The sequence below is a fragment of the Micromonospora sp. ATA51 genome, from assembly GCF_016802855.1.
GTDB classification, from domain to species: Bacteria; Actinomycetota; Actinomycetes; order Mycobacteriales; family Micromonosporaceae; genus Micromonospora; species Micromonospora sicca.
The window spans coordinates 1-20270 of record NZ_JAEVHJ010000108.1; the positions used below are offsets into that span (position 1 = coordinate 1).

Genomic DNA, 20270 nt, shown 5'->3' on the forward strand with positions numbered 1-20270 from the left:
GCCCTCGACCACGGCGCGGCCCTCGCCGCCCGGCTGCTGGCCGGCAACTCGGACGTGCACGTCCGGCAGGTCCACTGTCCCGCCAGCCGGGGCGCCCTCGCCGGCGCCACCGTGACCCTCGCGGTGCGTTGGCGGCGCCTGCCGGCGGCGTACGCGCGGTTCCTGGCCGACCGGCTCGAACCGGGCGCGGCGGTGCTGCTGCTGCGGGACGCCCGGACGTGGCCGGTGCTCGACGAGGGCCGGGGCCACAGCTTCCAGGTCGGCTCCCCGGCCAGCGGCCTGGAGCCGGTGGACTTCCACCCGGATGCGCACGCGCTGCGCCAGGTGCTCCGCTCCGCCGGCGGCGACGGGGCGCACTGGGAGCCCCCGGAGGTGTCCGCCCCGCCGGGGCACGCCGAGCACGGCGTGGAGTCGGGTTTCGAACTCAGCGCCCGGAACTGGGCCGGCCGGCACGGCCATCCGCTGCACCAGGTGCTCTTCCCGCAGCCGGACGCGCTCAGCGCCGCCACGGCCGACCTGTACCGACGGTGGCTGCGGCGGTCCGGCAAGACCGGCGACCGGCTGGTGGTGGAGTGTGGGCGGCTGCTCGACCCCTGGCAGGTGGTCCGGGCCGGCATGGTGCCGTACTGGTGCGAGAACGCGACCCGGCGCCGGGTGGAGGGGGTGGAGTGGTGGCTCGCCGGCAGCGAGCCGTTCAGCTCGGTCGACGTGCTGCCGAGCCGCCGGGCGTCCGGTCGCCGGCGCTGGCCGGTCTGCCGCAGTGGCTGGCGGTGGCCGCGTTCGGGCGTCGGCGGCGGTCCCTCGACCGGGGGTCCGCGCGCGGCTACCCGGTCAGCTCGGTGCCCACCCGCCGTGCCACGGAGGTGTTGCGCAACCAGCCGTACGACCTGCCGGTCCCGCCGCCGCTGCGCCTCGCCGAGGCGGTCGACCTGCTCCGGGACACCGGCGCCCACCAGGGATTGCTGGTCTCCTGACCGGATTCGACCGGTGGGCCGGCGGACCGGTCCACCCCGACCGGCACCAACCCTGGCGAAACATCCTCGCGAACTCGCGGTCCGTGATTGAGTACCTACGGAGCGGGAACACCGCTCGCTGCGACGGCCGATGAGGCCGTGTGGCGAGCTGTCGTCGCTCCTGGCGTGCCAGTCACGTAACCCACTTCCGGCCCGGTGCGTGGCCCGACCACGCGCATGACCGGTTTCCCAATCCGGGCGGGGGACCTTCCTGAGGGAGGCGCGGATGTTCGGACAGACCACCACGACCACACCACCACCCACCGATCGGGGCCTGGAGGACCTCGACGCGGCGGCGCTGGCGTACGCGGCACGGATCGAAGGCCTGCCGCCGGAGCGGCGGCAGGAGGCACGGGACGACCTGGTCCGCTTCGCGCTGCCGTTCGCCGGGCGGCTGGCCCGCCGCTACCGGGGTCGGGGGGAACCGCTGGAGGACCTGGAGCAGGTGGCCCGTCTGGGCCTGGTCAACGCCGTCGACCGGTACGACCCGGAACGGGGATCCTTCACCGCGTACGCGGCGATCACCATCGTCGGTGAGATCAAACGGCACTTCCGGGACCGCACCTGGGGTGTGCACGTGCCCCGCCGGCTGCGCGACCTGATCCTGGAGGTGGGGCAGGCGACGGCGGCGCTGACCAGCGAGCTGTCCCGGGCGCCCACGGTCGCCGAACTGGCCCAACGGCTGGAGACGCCGGAGGAGGAGATCCTCGCCGCGCTGGAGTCGGCGGCCGGCTACAGCCCGGCCTCGCTCAACGCCCCGGTCGGCGGGGAGAGTTCCGCCGAGTTCGGCGACCTGGTCGGCGAGTCGGACAACGCGCTGGAGTCCGTGGACGACCGGGTGACCGTCAGCGGGCTGCTGCACGCGCTGCCCTGGCGGGAGCGGCGGATCCTCGCCATGCGCTTCTACGGCAACCAGACCCAGGCGGAGATCGCGGCCCGGTTCGGCATCTCCCAGATGCACGTCTCCCGGCTGCTGTCCCGGGCGCTGACCTGGCTGCGCCAGGCGATGCTCGCCGACGCCCCGCCGCCGTGGCAGAACGGGGCCGCCGAGTCGGCGGAGCCGGCGAAGACGAGGATCTCGGTGCGGCAGAACGGCGACCGGGTGGTCGTCGAGGTCGGCGGCGACGTCGACCGGGACGGCGCGGACCAGTTGCGCCGGGCGATGTTGGAGGCGGTGACCGGGCAGCCCCGCGAGGTGGTGGTGGACCTGGTCGGCGCGGGCGGCGTCGACGCGGGTGGCATCGCCGCGCTGATGGCCGGCCGGGATGCGGCAGCCCGGACCGGGGTGCCGCTGCGGCTGGCCCGGGTGCAGCCCGCGGTACGCCGTTCGCTCGCCGCCGCCGGCCTGCCAGCTGCCGGCGACTGAACCTGGCCGGTACGGGACGAGGAAGGGGGCCGGCGCTCGTGGCGTCGGCCCCCTTCTTTTCGTGACGCTCAGCGCTCGGGGTTGTCCTCGTGCCCGTGCGGGTGCCGCCACCGCTCGCTCTCCGGTGGCCGGGGCTCCGCGCCCGGCTCGACCTCCTCCTCGGGCACGTCGTACTCCTCGAAGCTCGGCCGGCGGATCTGCTCCGGCTCCGGCACCACCACCGGCCGCGCCCCGGACTGCGGCGCGGGATGGTGCTCGACGGCCTCGCGGGCGCCGTGCGCCCCCTCGGCGGCCGGCGACTCGGGCACGCGCGGCTCGAGGTGCAGCTCCTCGGCGAAGTGCTGCGGCGGCTTGGTGGTGCGCTGCGGCAGGTCCCGGCCCAGGTCGGCGACGAGTTTGCCGTACTTGGCGTCGAAGGCGGGGCGCTCGGAGCGGATCCGGGGCATCCGGTCGAAGTTGCGCAGCGGGGGCGGGCAGGTGGTGGCCCACTCCAGGGAGTTGCCGAAGCCCCAGGGGTCGTCGACGGAGACCATCGTGCCGTACCGCCAGGACTTCCAGACGTTGTAGATGAAAAACAGCGTGGACGCCCCCAGGATGAACGCCCCGATGCTGGAGATCGCGTTGAGCGTGTCGAACCCGTCGGTGGGCAGGTAGTCGGCGTACCGCCGGGGCATGCCCTCGCTGCCCAGCCAGTGCTGGACCAGGAAGGTCATGTGGAAGCCGACGAACATCGTCCAGAAGTGCGCCTTGCCCAGGCGTTCGTCGAGCAGCCGCCCGGTCATCTTGGGGAACCAGAAATAGGCCCCGCCGAAGGCGGCGAAGACGATCGTGCCGAAGAGCACGTAGTGGAAGTGCGCCACGACGAAGTAGGTGTCGGTGGTGTGGAAGTCCGCCGGCGGGCTGGCCAGCAGCACTCCGGTCAGGCCGCCGAGCAGGAAGGTGGTCAGGAAGCCGATGGCGAAGAGCATCGGCGTCTCGAAGGTGAGCTGTCCCTTCCACATGGTGCCGATCCAGTTGAAGAACTTCACCCCGGTCGCACCGCGATGAGGTAGCTCAGGATGCTGAAGAACGGCAGCAGCACCTGGCCGGTGCCGAACATGTGGTGCGCCCACACGGTCATCGACAGCACGGTGATCGCGATGGTGGCGAGCACGATACCGGTGTAGCCGAAGATCGGCTTGCGGGCGAACACCGGGATGATCTCGGAGATGATGCCGAAGAACGGCAGCGCCACGATGTACACCTCGGGGTGGCCGAAGAACCAGAACATGTGCTGCCAGAGCATCGGCCCGCCGGTGGTCGGATCGAAGACGTGTGAGTGCAGGATCCGGTCGGAGGCGAGGGCGAAGAGCGCGGCGGCCAGCAGCGGGAAGACGAAGATCACCAGGACGCTGGTGAGCAGCAGGTTCCAGGTGAAGATCGGCATCCGGAACATGGTCATCCCGGGGGCGCGGAGGGTGACGATGGTGGTGATCATGTTGACCGCGCCGAGGATCGTGCCCAGCCCGGAGAGGGCCAGCCCGACCACCCACATGTTTCCGCCGACCCCCGGGCTGTGCTGGGCGGTGCTCAGGGGCGTGTACGCGAACCAGCCGAAGTCCGCCGCGCCAGCCGGGGTGAAGAAGCTGGCCATGAGTATCGACCCGCCGAACAGATACAGCCAGTACGCCAAGGCGTTCAGCCGGGGGAACGAGACGTCCGGGGCGCCGATCTGGAGCGGGACGATGTAGTTGCCGAAGGCGAACACCAGCGGGGTGGCGAAGAACAGCAGCATGATCGTGCCGTGCATGGTGAACGCCTGGTTGTACTGCTCGGGGGAGAGGAACTGCATGCCCGGTCGGGCCAGCTCGGCCCGCACCAGCAGCGCCAGCACCCCGCCGATCAGGAAGAAGATGAACGACGTCGCCAGGTACAGCAGGCCGATCAGCTTGGCGTCGGTCGTACCCAGGACCTTGAGCAGCGTGTTGCCCCTGATCGCGGTCCGGACGGGGCCGGGATAGCCGCCGAACCGGGCGGGCGCGAGGATCGCCGGCCCCCGGTCTCGGGCCGGCTCCGTGACTACCCGTTTGGGCATATCTCTCACCCCGTCGTGACGACAGTAAGGACGGGCACGTACCCGGCCTTCTGCCATAAAACCAGGCGAGAGCGGAAAATTAGGTCAGTTCGCCGGTAGCATCGCCCAGACGACCTTGCCGTCACCGGCCGGCGCGCTGCCCCAGCGCTGGGTCAGCTCGCGGACCAGCAGCAGCCCGCGGCCCCCCTCCGCCCGCGGGTCCTGACCGGTCGTGGCCCGCGCCGCGGCCCGGCTGCCGTCCGTCACGGCCAGGCGGAGGTACGGCCGCCGCAGGGTCAGCGTCACCTGCATCGGCGTGCCGGCGTGTCGGACCACGTTGCCCACCAGCTCGGTCAGCACCAGCGATGCCGGGCCGATCAGCTCGGGGATGTTCCACCGCCCGCAGGCGTCGGTGACCAGCTCCCGGGCCCGTCGGCAGGCGCCGGCGACGGGCTCCAGGCGGGCCCGCAGCCGCGGCGCCGCCCACCCGCCCGCCAGCGCGGTGGCCTCCGCGCAGTCCGGCCGGACCGGCACCACCCGGCAGGCGGTCGTCTCGGCGAGCCAGACCGCCGCGTCCGGCGGCGGTGCGCAGAGCACGATCGGTACGGCGGGCCAGTCGGCGGCCGGCGGGCGGCCGCGGCGAAGACGGAGAGCGCCAGCCGGTCGGCGACGCCGACCTCGGACAGGTCGACCACCAGGGCGTCCGGCTGGGCGGTGAGGCAGCGGTCCAGCACCGTGTGCACCGCGCGCATGGTCGCCAGGTCGAGCGCGCCCGCAAGCCGGACGAGGGTGACCGGCGACTCGTCGCGGACCTCGCAGCTGATCCGGCTCGGCATCGTTCCTCGATTCCGTCTCGTCGCGGACCTGGGAACTACCCGTCGCCCAGCCGGGTCAAACCGGACCAGCCGCCCACCGGGGCCCCGCTCAGCGGCGTTTCCCACCACGCGTGGTGAGTAGGCCGAGGGCGATCATGCCGATCCCGAGGAAGATGTGCAGCCAGTTGTCGGCCCCGTTGAGCGGGACGAAGTTCGCGCCGCTGGATTGGTCCACCACCAGGCCGTACAGCCACAGCACCAAATAGATGGCGCCGCCGCCGAGCAGGTACGCCCGGGCAGCGGAGACGGTCCGGGACAGCGCCAGGCCGGCGATGCCGAACAGCAGGTGCACGATGTTGTGCAGCACCGAGACCTGGAACAGGCCGAGCAGCTTCGCGTCCGACTCGTGTCCGGCGAAGCCCAGGTCGCCGAAGTTGCTGGTGATCCCCGGTATGAAGCCGAGCACCCCGACGATCAGGAAGACCACGCCCGCCGCGGCCGCGGCCCGGCGTACCGGGGCGCGGCCGTCGGCCGGGTTGCGTCGGCCCCGGGAGTGGGCCATCGAGTTCGTCACGACGTTTCCTCACCTGGAACGGACGGCGGGCTTTCCCGTTCCGGCCGGCGACAAACGCCGGCCCGGCCACCACCCGTCGGTGCGGCCGGGCCGGTACGGGCGCTCCGGCAGCAGGGGGCGGGCGGCGAGCTGGCGGACCCGCTCGTACAGCCCGACGTACTGCTCGGCCATCATCGCCGGGGTGAACCGGGCGGCGGCCTCCCGGCGGCACTCGGCCGGATCCAGCAGGCCGGCGGCCAGCACCAGGTCGCCCAGCTCCTCCTCGTCGGTGGTGAGCAGTCCGGTGCGCCCGTGCTCGATCAGCTCGGGCAGGCAGCCGCGGGCGGTGGAGACCACCGGCGTACCCAGGGCGAGGGACTCGACCACGGCGGTGCCGCCGGGCTCCTCCCAGCGCAGCGGGAAGAGCGCGGCCCGGGCGCTCGCGAGCAGGTCGTCGCGCTCCTGGCCGGCGACCGTGCCGACCCAGCGGACGAGGTCGCCGTCGACGTGCGGGGCGACGTGGTCGTAGAAGAACCGCACGTCCGGGTTCTGCCGGGCCTCGTCGCCCGCCGCGGCCAGGTCCTCCGGCCGGTGGTACGGCCCGACCGGGCCGCCAGGACCAGCGGGAAGCCCACCTGCCGGGCCAGCCGGGCGCCCAGGTCCTGGCCCTTGCCCGGGTTGATCCGACCCAGGATGATCACGTGGTCGCCCTTGTCCACCGGGGGCCGCCGGTCCGCGTCGACGGCGAGCGGGGTGGACAGGTGCACGTGCCCCACCGAATGGTCGCGCAGCGCCTGCGGGGCGCGGGCCAGCTGCGAGGCGGAGACGCCGTTGACCCGGACCCGGTCACCGCCGTCCAGGTTGCCGTACAGCTCCGGGTGCTTCGCCAGGTCCCAGTGCAGGGTGTGCAGCGCCGGCGGGGCGTCCGGGCCCATCGCGGCCATGGTGGCCAGCCCGACCGCCTCCACGTGGTCGTGCACCAGGTCGATGTCGTCGCGGGCGTGCAGCGCGCGCACCACCCCGCTGAGGTGCGCCTGGGAGACCCCGCAGACCTGGTTGTACGGCCGCTGCAGGGCGTGGAACTGGCCGTCCGGGAAGACCGAGATCTTCTCGTCGACCGGCAGGGTGCTGGTCTCCACCGAGGCCAGCACCACCCGGACGCCGAGCCGGCGCAGCTCGGGCACCAGGGTCGCCACCACGTTCTCGATCCCGCCGTAGCCGGGGGGCGGCACGGACAACCAGGGACCGGCGTTCATCAGGACGGTGAGACTCATCGTGTCGGGTTCCTTCCGTCGGCGGCGCCCCCGTCGGCCCTCCGCGTGCCAGCGACCGGCCCCACGGACCGGCCGTCACCGCTGCGCGCCGGTCGCCGGGACCGGCCGTCGCCACCGTCGCCCGGTGGCCTCACGCCGCCACCCGCCGCCGCGGCACCCGGTGCCGCAGCTGCGCCAGCGGCGGACGCTCCTCGATCGAGACGTCGCTCACCACGATCTCGCGGTCCAGATTGGGCAGCGCCTCGGAGCCGCCGCGCCGGAACTGGGTGAGCAGGGCGGCGGGGGTGGTGCCCGGGCCGGCCCAGCCCCGGCGCTGCAGGCGCGACCAGGCGGTCAGCATGATCTGGGCAGACATCCGGCCCAACGCCGCGGTGTCCTGGTGGCGGTGCTTGCGCTCACCGAGGTCCACCTGCGCCAATGCGTCCAGGCCGACCAGCTCCAGCAGGTCGATCAGCATCGCCGTCTCCACGCCGTAGCCCGAGACGAACGGCACCTGCTCCAGCACCTCCCGGCGGCCCGCGTACTCGCCGGCGAGGGGCTGCACGAAGCCAGCCAGCTCCGGCCAGAAGAGGTTGAGCAGCGGCCGGGCCATCAGCTCGGTCACCCGGCCGCCGCCGTCGGCCTCCACGCCGGTCGCGCCGACCAGCGGGCGGTGGTAGAAGCCCTTGACGAAGTCGACCGACGGGTCGGTCAGCAGCGGGCCGATCAGGCCCGTGACGAAGTGCGGCCGGAACTCGCGCAGGTCGGCGTCGACGAAGGCGACCACGTCGCCCTCGGCGGCGGCCAGCCCGGCCCAGAGCGCGTCGCCCTTGCCGGTCAGCTGGGGCAGCCCCCGGGTCATCGCGTCCTGGCTGACCACCTCGGCCCCGGCGGCCCGGGCCACCTGGGCGGTCCGGTCGGTCGACCGGGAGTCGACCACGATCAGCTCGTCGACCAGGGGAAGCCGGTCCATCAGGTGTTCGCGGATCGTCGACACGATCGCGCCCACCGTGGCCTCCTCGTTGCGGGCCGGCAGCACCACGCTGACCCGGCTGCAACCCTTGGCCCGCAGCAGGCGTCGGGCCGGCCAGTCGCCGGCCGACGTCGTTCGATAGGTGGCCCAGGCCTCCACTACCGGTGAGACGATCTGTTCTGTATCCCGCACAGGCACACCCCCAGGTCGTGGCGGAAACGCGGGAACTGGATTTCCCAGTACCGACCCCGCGCTAACCGGATCATGCCTACCAGCCTGATCACGCCCCGGACACCGGCCGGTTCCCGCCGGGTGAACGTCTGATTGCGCCGCCCGCCGGGTTTGGTGGGGTGCCGGCAGGGGGAGAGCTGTCCGGGTAGTCGGGAAACCGTGGCGAGAGGGTCTGTGGGATGCGCGTGTGCCGGGTGGGACTGGTAGGGGGCGGCGGGGTGGCGCAACGCCACGCCCGCGTCTTGACCGGCTTCGAGGACGTGGAACTGCTCGGGGTGACCGACGTGGCCCGGGACGCGGCGGAGGCGCTGGCCGGGACGCACGGTGCCCGGGCCTTCGCCGACGTGGACGAGCTGCTCGCCGCCGGCCCGGACGCCGTGTACGTCTGCGTGCCGCCGTTCGCGCACGGGCCGGTCGAGGAGGCGGTGATCGCCGCCGGCGTGCCGATGTTCGTGGAGAAGCCGGTCGCGGTGGACCTGGAGACCGCGGAGCGGATCGCCGCCCTGGTCGAGCGGCGGCAGCTGCTGACCGCGGTCGGCCACCACTGGCGTTACCTGCACGTGGTCGAGCAGGCCCGGGAACTGCTCGCCGACCGCCCGGTGCGGATGGTCAACGGCTCCTGGCTGGACAAGGTGCCGCCGGTGGCCTGGTGGGCCCGGCGGGACCGCTCCGGCGGCCCGGTGGTGGAGCAGGCAGCGCACGTGCTCGACCTGATCCGCGCGCTGGTCGGTGAGGCCACCGAGGTGACCGCGTACGGCGACGGAGCCCCGCCGCCGGTCGACGGCGCCGACATCGACTCGGTCACCGCCGCGACGCTGCGGTTCGAGGGCGGTGCCGTCGGCACGCTCGCCGCGGCGTGCGTGCTGGGCTGGAAGCACCGGGCCGGCGTGGAGATCCTCGCCGACGGGCTGGCGCTGTCGCTGGCCGAGGACGGCCTGACCGTCTGCGACGGGGACGGCGAGCGGCACCTGCCCGCCGACCCGGACGGCGCCCGGGCGGCCGTCGACCGGGCCTTCGTCGACGCCGTGCGGGGGGTCGGCGACGACGTCCGCGTCCCGTACGCGGAGGCGCTGCGCACCCAGCGGCTGGCCCTCGCGGTGGCCGAGTCCGCCCGGACGGGGCGGAGCGTGTCGCTGCCCACCGGGCCGGCCGCGCGGCCCCGGACGGCGGTGGCGGACGCCACGCCGGCGGGGGTGACCGTCGATGCGTGACAAGGTCGTGGTGGTCAGCGCCCCCGGGCGGGTGGAACTGGTCGAGCAGGACGCCGCCGAGCTGCGGGACGGCACGTTCCGGGTGGAGACGCTGCACAGCGGCGTCTCCGCCGGCACCGAACTGAGCTACGTCAAGGGCACCAACCCCTACCTCAACGTCACCTGGAACGCCGACCTCGGCCTGTTCCAGCCCGGGGAGGCGAGCACGCCGTACCCGGTGAACCGGCTCGGTTACATGCAGGTGGGCCGGGTGGTGGAGAGCCGCACCCCGGCGATCGGGGTCGGGACCGTGGGCGCCATGACCTACGGGCACCGCACCGGGTACGTCGCCGACCCGGTCGCCGAACGCTTCGTGCCGCTGCCGGAGGACCTGGACCCGCTGCTCGGCATCTACGTCGCGCACATGGGCCCGATCTGCGCCAACGGCCTGCTGCACGCCGCCGCCGACCTCTGCGGCACCGACGTGCGCTCGCTCGGCGACGGCGTCCGCGGCCGCCGGGTCGCGGTCGTCGGCAGCGGCGTCGTCGCCCTGCTCACCGCGCTGCTCGCCCGGCGGCACGGCGCCGCCTCGGTGGTGGTGCTGGACCCGACGCCGCAGCGGCGCGAGGTGGCCGAGGCGCTCGGCCTGGAGACCCTCGACCCGGAGGCCGCCGACCCGGCGGTGGTGCTCAAGACCCGGTGGAACCACTCCGCCGGCGACCGCGGCGCCGACGTGGTGTTCCAGTGCCGGGGCCAGGCCTGGGCGCTGCACCTCGCGCTGCGTCTGCTGCGCCCCCAGGGCACGATCATCGACCTGGCCTTCTACCAGGCGGGTGCGGACGAGGTCCGGCTCGGCGAGGAGTTCCATCACAACGGCCTGTCGCTGCGCTGCGCGCAGATCGGGCGGGTGCCGCGCGGGCTCACCCCCACCTGGGACCGGGAGCGGCTCTCCGCGGAGACCATCGAGCTGCTCCGGCAGTACGGCGACCTGATCCGCAAGCACCTCGTCTCGGCGGTGGTGCCGTTCGAGGAGGCGCCGGCGTTGCTGACCGACCTGGCCGAGCGCCGCCGCTCCGAGCTCCAGGTGGTGCTGACACCCTGAGCCGACCGGATCCGGCCGGTGCGAGCGCCCCGGCCGATCCGCCGTCACCGGGTGGGCCTACGCGTAGCCGTCCCGCGGGAACAAACAGCTCGTCAGCTGACCCCCGGCAAAGGCCCCGAGCTGGGCGGATGGCCCCGAATCCGGACACCGGCACGACCGGGGGAGCGCCGGGCCGCACAATCGGGTTCGGTTCGCGTACCGTTGCCGCTCATGGGTGTGTCGCAACGGTTGAAGACCAGGTTCCGGCGGTTTCTCCAGCGGCCGGGTACGACGGTCGAGCTGGCCCCGCTGGAGAAGCTGCTCCCGGCCGTCGAGGCGCGCGAGGAGGAGCTGCAGGGGCTCGACGACGCCGAGCTGACCGAGGCCGCCGGCGCCGCCACCGGGTACGAGGAGATCTGCGCGATCGGCCGGGAGGCCGCCCGCCGCGGCCTCGACCAGCGGCCGTACGACGTGCAGCTGCTGGGCGCGATGGCGCTGCTCTCCGGCAAGGTCGCCGAGATGGCCACCGGTGAGGGCAAGACGCTCACCGCCACCATCGCCGCGTACGGGCACGTGCGGATGGGCAACGGCCCGGTCCACGTGCTCACCGTCAACGACTACCTGGCCCGCCGCGACGCCGAGTGGATGAGCCCGGTCTACGCCCTGCTCGGGCTCACCGTCGGCTGGGTCAACGAGGCCTCCACCCCCGAGGAGCGGCGCGCCGCGTACGCCTGCGACGTCACCTACGTCTCGGTCAGCGAGGCCGGCTTCGACTACCTGCGCGACCAGCTCGTCACCGACATCGCCGACCGGGTCCAGCAGCCGCTGCGGACCGCCATCGTCGACGAGGCCGACTCGATCCTGATCGACGAGGCCCGGGTGCCGATGGTCCTCGCCGGCGCGGTCCCCGGCGAGCAGGACCCGGTGCACGCCGCCGCCGCGCTGGTGCGCGGGCTGCGCAGGGGCAAGCACTACACCGCCGCCGAGGACGGCCGCAGCGTCGCCTTCACCGCGGTCGGCCTGGCCACCGTCGAGGCCAAGCTCGGCGGCATCGACCTGTACGACGAGGAGCACGTCGGGCAGCTCTCCGCGGTGAATGTGGCGCTGCACGCGCACGCCCTGCTGCACCGCGACGTCGACTACATCGTCCGGGACGGCTCGGTCGAGCTGATCGACGAGATGCGCGGCCGGGTCGCCCAGCGCCGCCGCTGGCCGGACGGGCTCCAGGCCGCGGTGGAGGCGAAGGAGGGTCTGGACGCGACCGCCGAGGGTGAGGTGCTGGGCACCATCGCCGTGCAGGCGTACATCGCGCTCTACCCGACGGTCTGCGGGATGACCGCGACCGCGGTGCTCGTCGGCGACCAGCTACGGGAGTTCTTCGGCCTCGAGGTGGCGGTGATCCCGCCGAACACGCCGTGCGTCCGCGAGGACGAGCCGGACCGGATCTACGCCACCCGGGCCGAGAAGGAGGAGGCGCTGATCGACGAGATCAAGCGCTGCCACGAGCAGGGCCGGCCGGTGCTGGTCGGCACCCTGGACGTGAAGGAGTCCGAGGGGCTGGCCGCCGGGCTGCACGCCGCGGGGGTGCCCTGCGTGGTGCTCAACGCCAAGAACGACGACGAGGAGGCGGCGATCATCGCCGAGGCCGGCGCGTACGGCGCGGTGACCGTCTCCACCCAGATGGCCGGCCGGGGCGTCGACATCCGGCTCGGCGGCAGCGACCAGACCGACCAGGAGCGGGTGGCCGAGCTGGGCGGCCTGTACGTGATCGGCAGCGGCCGGCACGACAGCCGCCGGGTCGACGACCAGCTGCGCGGTCGGGCCGGCCGGCAGGGCGACCCGGGCGGCTCGGTCTTCTTCGTCAGCCTGGAGGACGACCTGGTGGTCCGGCACGCCGGCGACGCCATCCCGGCCTCGCCGCGGATGAACGCCGACGGCCTGGTCACCGACCCGCAGGTGGACTACGCGGTGGAGCATGCCCAGCGGGTCGCCGAGGGGGTCAACCACGAGATCCACCGCAACACCTGGCGCTACAGCGTGGTGATCGAGCAGCAGCGTAAGGCCCTCGCCGAGCGGCGCGAGCGGCTGCTCACCAGCGACATCGCCGCGTTGATGCTGCTGGAGCGGGTGCCGGAGAAGGCTGGCGAGATGGACGAGGACCTGCTCGCCGACGCGGCCCGGTCGATCGCCCTGTACCACCTGGACCGGCTCTGGGCCGACCACCTGGCCGAGCTCTCCGAGGTCCGGGAGGGCGTGCACCTGCGGGCGCTGGGCCGGCTGGACCCGCTCGACGAGTTCCACCGCAGCGCCGTGCCCGCGTTCAACGCGCTGATCCCCGAGATCGAGACGCGGACCATCGCCACCTTCGAGGAGACCGAGTTCGACGAGGGCTGGGAGCCGGACGCCTCGAAGCTGGTCCGGCCCACCGCCACCTGGACGTACCTGGTGCACGACAACCCGTTCGGCTCGGAGCTGGACCGGTTGATCGCCTCCGTCGGGCGACGGCTCATCTCCGGTTCCCGCTGACCGTCACAGGGGTCCCTTCCGGCGCGCTGGTCGCGCGGAAGGGACCCCTTTGCACGGTTTCGATCCTGATTTGGGAGGGTAGTAGCCCGAGGCTTTCAAGCCAGGGAGAGGCAGCAGCGGGGATGACACAAGGCAATGGCACCGGACGGGGACACCGCGTGGTCGTACGCGCCGGGGGCGGGGACCGCGAGCCGGTGAACCTGGACACGCGGGAGTCGACCATCGACACGCTGGGCGTGCTGGAGACCGCGGCACTGCTGCGGGAGCTCACCGCCGGCCTGATCGCGGTCACCGACTTCGACGAGGCGCTGGAGCAGCTGGTCCGGATCGCCCGGGACGCCGTACCGGGGTGGCCTGCTGCGGCTTCACCGCGCTGCGGGCCGGCGAGCCGGCCGGCGTGGCCGCCTCCGACCCCCGGCTGGCCGAGCTGGACGACCTGCGGCACGCCCCCGACTCGCCGGCGATGAGCGCCATCCGCCGCCGCGAGATGATCATCGCGGAGGACCTCACCCGGGAGTCGCGCTGGCCGACCTGGACCACCCGGGCCCGCAACCTGGGCGTATGCGGAGTGATCTCCGCGCCGGTCGATGTCGACGAGCAGGTGATCGGCGCGATCAACCTGTACGCCGAGGCGAGGCCCGGGCTGACCACCCGGCACCAGCTCACCGCGATGCTCCTCGCCGAGCACGCCGGGCTGCTGCTGGCCGCGGTCCGGGACCGGGCCCGGCAGGCGGCGACGGCCGGTCAGCTGGACGCCACCCTGCTGGAGGAGGGGGTCGTCGGGCAGGCCATCGGGGTGATCATGACCCAGCGCGGCTGCCCGGCCCCGGAGGCGCTGGACGTGCTCCGCAGCGCCGCCGCCTCGTTGGACATTCCACTGCGCGAGGTGGCCGAGCGGTTGGTGATCACCGTCTCCCGTCCCCGGGAGAGCTGAACGGCGTTCGTTTCCCCCCGTTGGCGGTCGGGTAGCACTCTGGACTGGCGCACCGCACCGATCCTGGGGAGGAACCGATGGAGAGCCGACTGCGGGTGCAGGGGCACCCCATCCAACCGATGCTGGTGACGTTCGCGTTCGGACTCTTCGTCAGCGCCGCGGTGTTCGACCTGGCCGACGTCGCCGGCGGCCCCGCCTTCCTCGGCGAGGTGGGCTACTGGAGCGCGGTCGCCGCGCTGGTCGCGGCCGCCCTCACCACCGTCGCGGGATGGTCGACCTGTGGGACGTCCGGGCCGACCGGACCCGCCGTACCGCGATCACCTTCAACCTGGTCAACGCCGCGATGGCGGGGCTGTTCCTGCTCGCCTGCCTGATCCGGGCCCAGTCGCCGGAGCGCGGCGCCACCGGCGTGCTGCTCGCCACGGAGCTGGTCGCCCTGGTCGTCGGGGCGGTGGGGGTCCGGCTGGGCGCCCGGTTGATGCGCCAGTTCGACCGGGGCCGCGTCGAGCCGAGCGGCTTCGAGGCGCTGAGCCCGGTCACCGGCTCCACCGTCGAGATCGTCCGCCCGCCGGCGTGACGCCCCGCCGCGCCGCGCGGCTCGAAAGTTCCTTGCCGGTGCCCGGCCGCCGGCGGCAGGCTCGCCGGGTGGGCGCGGACCGTGACTTCGAAGAGCTGATCGCCGAGGGGGCCGGCGTGCCGGTCGACGGCTGGGACTTCTCCTGGCTGGCCGGGCGGGCCACCGAGGAACGCCCGCCGTGGGGCTACGCCCGGCTGGTGGGCGCCCGGATGGCCACCGTCGCCGCCGCCCTGGACATCGACACGGGCGGGGGAGAGGTGCTTGCCGAGACGCCCACGCCGCCGCCGCTGCTGGTCGCCACCGAGGCCTGGCCGCCGAACGTCGAGGTCGCCCGCCGTACGCTGCGCCGGGTCGGCGCCACCGTGGTCCGGGTGGCCGAGACGCCCCCGCTGCCGTTCCGGGACGGCTCGTTCGACCTGGTGACCAGCCGACACCCGGTGGACACCTGGTGGGACGAGATCGCCCGGGTGCTCCGCCCCGGTGGGAGTTACCTGTCCCAGCAGATCGGCGCGGGCACGGTCCGCGAGCTGAGCGAGGCGATCCTCGGCCCGCTGCCGCGGCCGGCCAGCCGGCACCCCGAGCAGGCGGTCGCCGCCGCCCGGGCCGCCGGGCTGGAGGTCGTCGACCTGCGTACGGCCACCCTGCGGACGGTCTTCCACGACATCGCCGCCGTGGTGTACTTCCTGCGCAAGGTGATCTGGACCGTGCCCGGCTTCACGGTCGACCGCTACCGCGACGAGCTGCGCCGCCTGCACGACCGCATCCGCGCCGAGGGCCCCTTCGTCGCCCACGCCCAGCGCTTCCTCATCGACGCCCGCCACCCCTGACGGCCCCCGCCCGCGCGACTCGCGGTGATCATGAAGCTGTTGTCCCCGCACCCGCGTGTCGCGACCACAACTTCATGATCACCGGGCGGGCCGGCCGCCCGGAACGAGTGGGTCAGTGGGCGGCGGCGTGGTGGGCGGCGAGGACGTCGGCGCCGAAGTCGCTGGCCGGGCGGCGCAGGACGGTGTGCGCGTGGTTGCCGTCGTCGGTGGTGTTGTCGTACTCGATCAGCAGGTCGTCGCCCTGGACGCGGTAGTAGTGCCGCTGCCCCGGCCGGGTCGGGCCGGCCCACGCGAAGTGCAGCTCCCCGCCGTCGAGCCGGCCGGCCTCCCGGGCGGCCAGTTCCGGCGGGAGGCGGTCGAGGTAGAGGGCGACGAGCTGGTCGAGCAGCGCCCGGCCGGTCGGCGTGAGCCGGTTCCGGGGCACCCCGAGCGGGTCGAGCCGGCCGGGGGCGCTGGGCCGGGTGGCGCTGATGATGTCGGTGGGCGCCTCGTCGGCGACGATCGCCGCGGCCCGGCCCGCCGGCCCGAGCGCGTCCAGCAGCTCCCGGGCCAGGTCCTCCTCGGGTCCCAGCGGCCGGGAGACCGGCCGGCCGGCGTGCCGGACCGTGGCTGGGTTGGCGCCGAAGAAGAGCGGGGCGGGGGAGACCTGGTCGGCGACCACGTCATGCTCACCGAGAGGTGGTGTCCCTCGATCCGCCAGCCCCACCGGTCGTCGGCGGCCGGGTCGCCGAAGAGGGCCACCCAGTAGTCGCCGCTGTGCCGGCCGCGCCGCCAGCCCTCCGCCCGGTCGAGCACCTCCTCCAGGGCGATGATCGCCATCGCCTGCGCGTACGCCGGCGGGCTCAGCGCGGTGGCCAGCAGCCGGTGCGCCGCCTTGCGGGCCGCGACGTCGAGGTCGGCGAGGGGCACGCCGGGTCGGGGCCGGGGCCGGTACTCCAGCCACCGCCGGGCCGGCTCGTCGTCGAAGGCGTGGCCGGCGCGCTGCCGGCCCGCCTCGTCGAGCGCCGCCAGCAGGTCGCCGGCCGCGGTGCGCATCTGCTCGGGTACGGGATCCTCCACCGACCCTGTATACCGCCCCGACGGACGGCCCGTCCGGCGCGTGGTCAGCTCCGGCCGAGCGCGGCCAGCATTTCCGGCAGCTGACCCCGACCGGCCGCGCCTGGTAGCTTGCCAGCCCGGCGGGCGGGAGGGGTCGCGACCAGCTGACCAGCGACCGTGCATGAGTGTGCACGGAGTGACTCTAGTTGCGGTATGATGCTCCTGTGAATTTGACGGAGTGGGCACGTGCGCAAGGGATCAGTGCCCACACGGCGTACCGCTGGTTCCGTCAGGGCACCTTGCCGGTCCCGGCTCAGCGGGTCGGCCCCCGCATGATTCTGGTGAATGTGGACGCCAACAGTGCGCCGACCGCCACGGGTGGCCTCGGTCTGTACGCCCGGGTGTCGTCCCACGACCAGGAGACCGATCTGGAGCGCCAGGTCGCCCGACTGTCGCAGTGGGCGGCCATGGCTGGCCACCGGGTGGTGCGCGTGGAGTCCGAGATCGGCTCGGGTGTGAACGGCGCCCGGTCGAAGGCCCGGCGGCTGCTGGCCGACCCGGGCGTGACCACGGTCGTGGTCGAGCACAAGGATCGGCTGGGTCGCATGAACGTCGAGCTGGTCGAGGCGGCGCTGGCCGCCCACGGTCGCCGGCTGGTGGTGCTGGACGAGGGGGAGGTCGACAACGACCTGGTCCGCGACATGGTCGAGGTGCTGACGTCGTTCTGCGCCAGGCTGTACGGCCGCCGGTCGGCCCGCAACCGGGCCGAGAAGGCGTTGGAGGCCGCCGAGCATGGCTGACCTGCGTTCGATCGAGGAGCCGTTCGTCGCCCTCGGTCCGACCGGGGTCGCTATCCACGATCGCCTCAAGGGCCTCACGGCGGGAGACGAGGAGATCCTGCGTCTGGTGGGTGCACACCTGGGCTCGCTTGCAGCGAAGGACCTCAAGGTGCGGTGTGCCGACCGACTGGAGCACTCCACGGACAGGTGGGCGGCGCGCAAGCGGGAGCTGACGCCGGGGTCGTCGGCCCGGTGGGCGGGGGCGATCACGAAGGCCACGCACGACCAGTGGGCGCTGGCCCGAAGGTGCCAGCTAGCACACATCGGCAACCTCGAAGCCGAGGTGGCGACGATTCGACATCGACTGTCCCTGCCGGTGGGGCAGCGCGGCGTCAAGGGCGTACCGGGCGGCTACCGCAGTCGGCAGGAGTGGTTCGCCAAGAGCCGTCGCCTGCACGTGCTGATGGAGCGGCTGGGGCGGGAGCGGGCCAACCGTGAGGCCGGGGTCGTGCACGTGGCGCGCGGCGGGAAGCGCCTCGCCCGCAACCGCCACAACCTGGCCCAGGCTGGACTGACCGAGGCGCAGTGGCGCGAGCGGTGGACAGCGCAGCGTTGGTTCCTTCAGGCCGACGGGGAGTCGGGTAAGCGGTACGGCAACGAGACGATCCGCGTCACTGCGGACGGCGAGGTGTCGATCAGGCTGCCCGCACCGTTGGTTGGACTGGCGAACGCCCCCCACGGCCGGTATGCCCTGGCAGCGAAGGTGCGGTTCCCCCACCGCGGTTCCGAGTGGGTCGACCGTATCGAGGCCAACCGGGCGGTCGCTTACCGCATTCATTTCGACCCGCAGCGGCAGCGCTGGTACATCACCGCGTCCTGGCAGCACGCGCCCACTAGGACGGTCCCACTGGAGGCCGCGCTGGCCACCGGCGCGATCGGGGTGGACACCAATGCTGACCACATCGCCGCCTGGCGGCTCGACGCCCACGGCAACCCCGTCGGCAACCCGCGCCGGTTCCATTACGACCTGTCCGGCACCGCCGACCACCGTGACGCCCAGCTGCGTCACGCCCTGACGCGGCTGCTCAACTGGGCGAAGGTCTGCGGCGTGGAAGCTGTGGCCATCGAGGACTTGGACTTCGAGGCGGAGAAAACCCGGGAGAAGCACGGCCGGCGCAAGCGGTTCCGTGGCCTCATATCCGGGATGCCCGTCAGCAGGCTGCGCGCCCGGCTCACCTCGATGGCCGAAGCAACCGGCGTCGCGGTCGTCGCGGTCGACCCGGCATACACCTCCAAGTGGGGCGCCCAGCACTGGCAGAAGCCCCTGATCAGCAAAAAGCGAAAGACGACCCGCCACGACGCTGCCGCCGTGGCGATAGGACGACGCGCTCAGGGTCACCCGATTCGGCGTCGGACGGCACCGCCCCCTGCTCACCGGAGTGATGGGCTGGGGCATCGGACCGTCCAGGCCGGATCGGGCGTCCCTGAGCGTGAGGGAACCCGCCCCCGTAATTCCGGACCGCGGACACGATCCGTGCGCGCCGGATACGGAGCGAACGCGGGGGACCAGCGTGCCCAAGACCGTTCGGGACACGCGGCTGAACACGCGCAACTTGTGCTCAGTTCCTAGGAACGGTGGATGGACGATTCGGTGTACGTCGGCAACGCGGACCTGGACGGGGCGACCGACGCCGGCTGGCTGCTCGGCCACTTCAAGCCGCCGGGGGACGTCCGGCACAGCACGGAGGTCGAGGTGAAGTGGGGTGTGCACCCGGCGGGGGAGGCCCGGTCCCGGTGGGCGACCGGAGAGCGCCGCACCGCGCTGCTGGTGCTGATCAGCGGTCGGTTCCGGGTGGAGCTGCCGGACCGCACGGTGGTGCTCGGCAAGCCCGGCGACTACGTGGTGTGGGGCCGGGGTGTCGACCATTGCTGGTACGCGGAGCGGGAGTCGGTGGTGCTGACGGTGCGCTGGCCGTCCGTGCCGGGCTACCGGGTGGACCCGCCGATGATCTGACCTGGCGCCGTCGCTGTCCCAGCATCCGGTATTGCCTACTAAACCCATAGGGTTTGCCTTCTATCGTGGAGGGGCACGCGCCGCTCCGCACCCGTGAGGACGACCCGCCCATGACCAGCGCACCCCCCGCCGACCTGCTCGCCGTCGCCGCCCGGTACGCGGATCCCCCCGCTTGGCCGGTCCCGCTGCGCTTCGACCGGGCGCAACGGTGGTACGCACGGCTCGCGGCCGGGCCGGACCACGAGGTCTGGGCGTTGAGCTGGCTGCCCGGGCAGGGCACGGATCTGCACGACCACGGCGGCTCCTCCGGCGCCTTCCTGGTCGTCGCCGGCACCCTCACCGAGGAGACGGTCAGCGGCGGTCGGCTGCGCCCGCACCGGCTGGCCGCGGGCACTGGCCGGCGCTTCGGCGCCCGACACGTGCACGTCGTGACCAACCGGGGCGACCAGCCGGCGGTCAGCGTGCACGTCTACCGGCCCACACTGCGCCGGATGACCCGCTACCGGCTCCTCGACGGCAGCTCCTGATCGGGGACGTGGCCGAGGCCGGGGTGGCGTGGTGAGCCGGCCAGGCGCGCGACCGCAGCCACCCGCAGACCCGACATCCGCCTGGAAGGACGCGACGATGCCGCACACCCAGACCCGCACCGACAGCTGTCCGGTCCCGCCGCCCGGCTCCCGCGGCATCGACGAGGTCCTCGCCGCCGCCCGCGCCCGGCTGCGCCGGCTCGACCCCGAGCAGGCGCACCTCGCGTACCGGTCCGGGGCGCTGCTGGTCGACATCCGGCCGGCGGGCCAACGCGCCGCGCACGGCACCGTCCCCGGTGCCCTCGCCGTGGAACGCAACGTGCTCGAGTGGCGGTTCGACCCGCGCTGTCCGGCCCGGCTGCCCCAGGCCGTCGACTACGACGTGCCGATGGTGATCCTCTGCCAGGAGGGCTACACCTCCTCGCTGGCCGCCGCCGCCCTGCAGGATCTGGGCCTGCACCGGGCCACCGACGTGGTCGGCGGATTCGCCGCCTGGCGCATCGCCGGGCTGCCCACCTCG

General features: G+C 73.4%; 15 protein-coding genes and 6 pseudogenes. 14 read left to right on the forward strand and 7 right to left on the reverse strand.

Annotated features, from left to right (window positions below; translation table 11 throughout):
• Window positions 1–974, forward strand: a pseudogene (locus tag JNW87_RS18140) (hypothetical protein); the annotation flags it as partial.
• 265 nt (window positions 975–1239) lie between these two features.
• On the forward strand, window positions 1240–2379 hold the full coding sequence (locus tag JNW87_RS18145; protein ID WP_109800751.1) for a SigB/SigF/SigG family RNA polymerase sigma factor: 1140 nt from the start codon (window positions 1240–1242) through the stop codon (window positions 2377–2379).
• Between the two features lie 68 nt (window positions 2380–2447).
• On the opposite strand, the pseudogene ctaD reads toward JNW87_RS18145, so the two are convergent.
• The 6 genes and pseudogenes from ctaD to JNW87_RS18175 all read right to left on the reverse strand — a co-directional run bounded on the left by ctaD (window position 2448) and on the right by JNW87_RS18175 (window position 8185).
• Window positions 2448–4453: pseudogene (ctaD, locus tag JNW87_RS18150) on the reverse strand (cytochrome c oxidase subunit I).
• Between the two features lie 84 nt (window positions 4454–4537).
• Entirely contained in the window at window positions 4538–5029 is a 492-nt protein-coding gene (locus JNW87_RS40715) for an ATP-binding protein (RefSeq protein ID WP_238454104.1), read from the reverse strand.
• Window positions 5030–5115: 86 nt separating this feature from the next.
• Window positions 5116–5268, reverse strand: a pseudogene (locus JNW87_RS41540) (ATP-binding protein); the annotation flags it as partial.
• Window positions 5269–5356: 88 nt separating this feature from the next.
• Window positions 5357–5809 carry a DUF4383 domain-containing protein gene (locus JNW87_RS18160; protein WP_109800754.1) on the reverse strand — a complete coding sequence of 151 codons (453 nt, stop codon included), beginning with the start codon at window positions 5807–5809 and terminating at the stop codon, window positions 5357–5359.
• A gap of 117 nt (window positions 5810–5926) precedes the next feature.
• Window positions 5927–7074: pseudogene (locus tag JNW87_RS40720) on the reverse strand (glycosyltransferase); the annotation flags it as partial.
• 130 nt (window positions 7075–7204) lie between these two features.
• A complete protein-coding gene (locus JNW87_RS18175; RefSeq protein ID WP_236647377.1) occupies window positions 7205–8185 on the reverse strand; it encodes a glucosyl-3-phosphoglycerate synthase in 981 nt (326 codons plus the stop codon).
• Between the two features lie 251 nt (window positions 8186–8436).
• On the opposite strand from JNW87_RS18175, the gene JNW87_RS18180 reads away from it, so the two are divergent.
• From JNW87_RS18180 to JNW87_RS18205, 7 genes and pseudogenes are all read left to right on the forward strand, one after another.
• Window positions 8437–9468, forward strand: a complete 1032-nt coding sequence (locus tag JNW87_RS18180; protein WP_109800747.1) for a Gfo/Idh/MocA family protein — start codon at window positions 8437–8439, stop codon at window positions 9466–9468.
• A complete protein-coding gene (locus tag JNW87_RS18185; RefSeq protein WP_109800746.1) occupies window positions 9461–10549 on the forward strand; it encodes a zinc-binding dehydrogenase in 1089 nt (362 codons plus the stop codon). The genes JNW87_RS18180 and JNW87_RS18185 overlap by 8 nt, the downstream gene beginning before the upstream one ends.
• A gap of 210 nt (window positions 10550–10759) precedes the next feature.
• Complete coding sequence (gene secA2 / locus JNW87_RS18190) at window positions 10760–13054, forward strand: accessory Sec system translocase SecA2 (RefSeq protein WP_109800745.1); 2295 nt, start codon at window positions 10760–10762, stop codon at window positions 13052–13054.
• 194 nt (window positions 13055–13248) lie between these two features.
• Window positions 13249–13988 (forward strand): annotated as a pseudogene (locus JNW87_RS18195) (GAF and ANTAR domain-containing protein).
• A 77-nt stretch (window positions 13989–14065) separates the two neighbouring features.
• Window positions 14066–14362 carry a DUF2231 domain-containing protein gene (locus JNW87_RS40725; protein WP_309233972.1) on the forward strand — a complete coding sequence of 99 codons (297 nt, stop codon included), beginning with the start codon at window positions 14066–14068 and terminating at the stop codon, window positions 14360–14362.
• Window positions 14257–14565 carry a hypothetical protein gene (locus JNW87_RS40730; protein WP_309233973.1) on the forward strand — a complete coding sequence of 103 codons (309 nt, stop codon included), beginning with the start codon at window positions 14257–14259 and terminating at the stop codon, window positions 14563–14565. The genes JNW87_RS40725 and JNW87_RS40730 overlap by 106 nt, the downstream gene beginning before the upstream one ends.
• Before the next feature lie 68 nt (window positions 14566–14633).
• A complete protein-coding gene (locus JNW87_RS18205) occupies window positions 14634–15392 on the forward strand; it encodes a class I SAM-dependent methyltransferase (RefSeq protein ID WP_109800752.1) in 759 nt (252 codons plus the stop codon).
• 112 nt (window positions 15393–15504) lie between these two features.
• Here the strand turns inward: JNW87_RS18205 and JNW87_RS18210 are convergent.
• Window positions 15505–16427: pseudogene (locus tag JNW87_RS18210) on the reverse strand (DUF3500 domain-containing protein).
• A 227-nt stretch (window positions 16428–16654) separates the two neighbouring features.
• Here JNW87_RS18210 and JNW87_RS18215 point away from each other — a divergent pair.
• The 5 genes from JNW87_RS18215 to JNW87_RS18235 form a co-directional block, all read left to right on the forward strand.
• On the forward strand, window positions 16655–17230 hold the full coding sequence (locus JNW87_RS18215; protein ID WP_109800742.1) for an IS607 family transposase: 576 nt from the start codon (window positions 16655–16657) through the stop codon (window positions 17228–17230).
• Window positions 17223–18839, forward strand: coding sequence for an IS200/IS605 family element transposase accessory protein TnpB (locus tag JNW87_RS18220; RefSeq protein ID WP_109800741.1), 1617 nt, complete (start codon window positions 17223–17225; stop codon window positions 18837–18839). The genes JNW87_RS18215 and JNW87_RS18220 overlap by 8 nt, the downstream gene beginning before the upstream one ends.
• 9 nt (window positions 18840–18848) lie before the next feature.
• A complete protein-coding gene (locus tag JNW87_RS18225; protein ID WP_109800740.1) occupies window positions 18849–19223 on the forward strand; it encodes a signal peptidase I in 375 nt (124 codons plus the stop codon).
• A gap of 110 nt (window positions 19224–19333) precedes the next feature.
• Window positions 19334–19750 (forward strand): cysteine dioxygenase family protein, encoded by a 417-nt coding sequence (locus JNW87_RS18230; RefSeq protein WP_238454106.1) that lies wholly within the window; start codon window positions 19334–19336, stop codon window positions 19748–19750.
• Window positions 19751–19847: 97 nt separating this feature from the next.
• Window positions 19848–20270: rhodanese-like domain-containing protein (locus tag JNW87_RS18235; protein ID WP_238454107.1), on the forward strand; the 423-nt coding region annotated here is incomplete at its 3' end.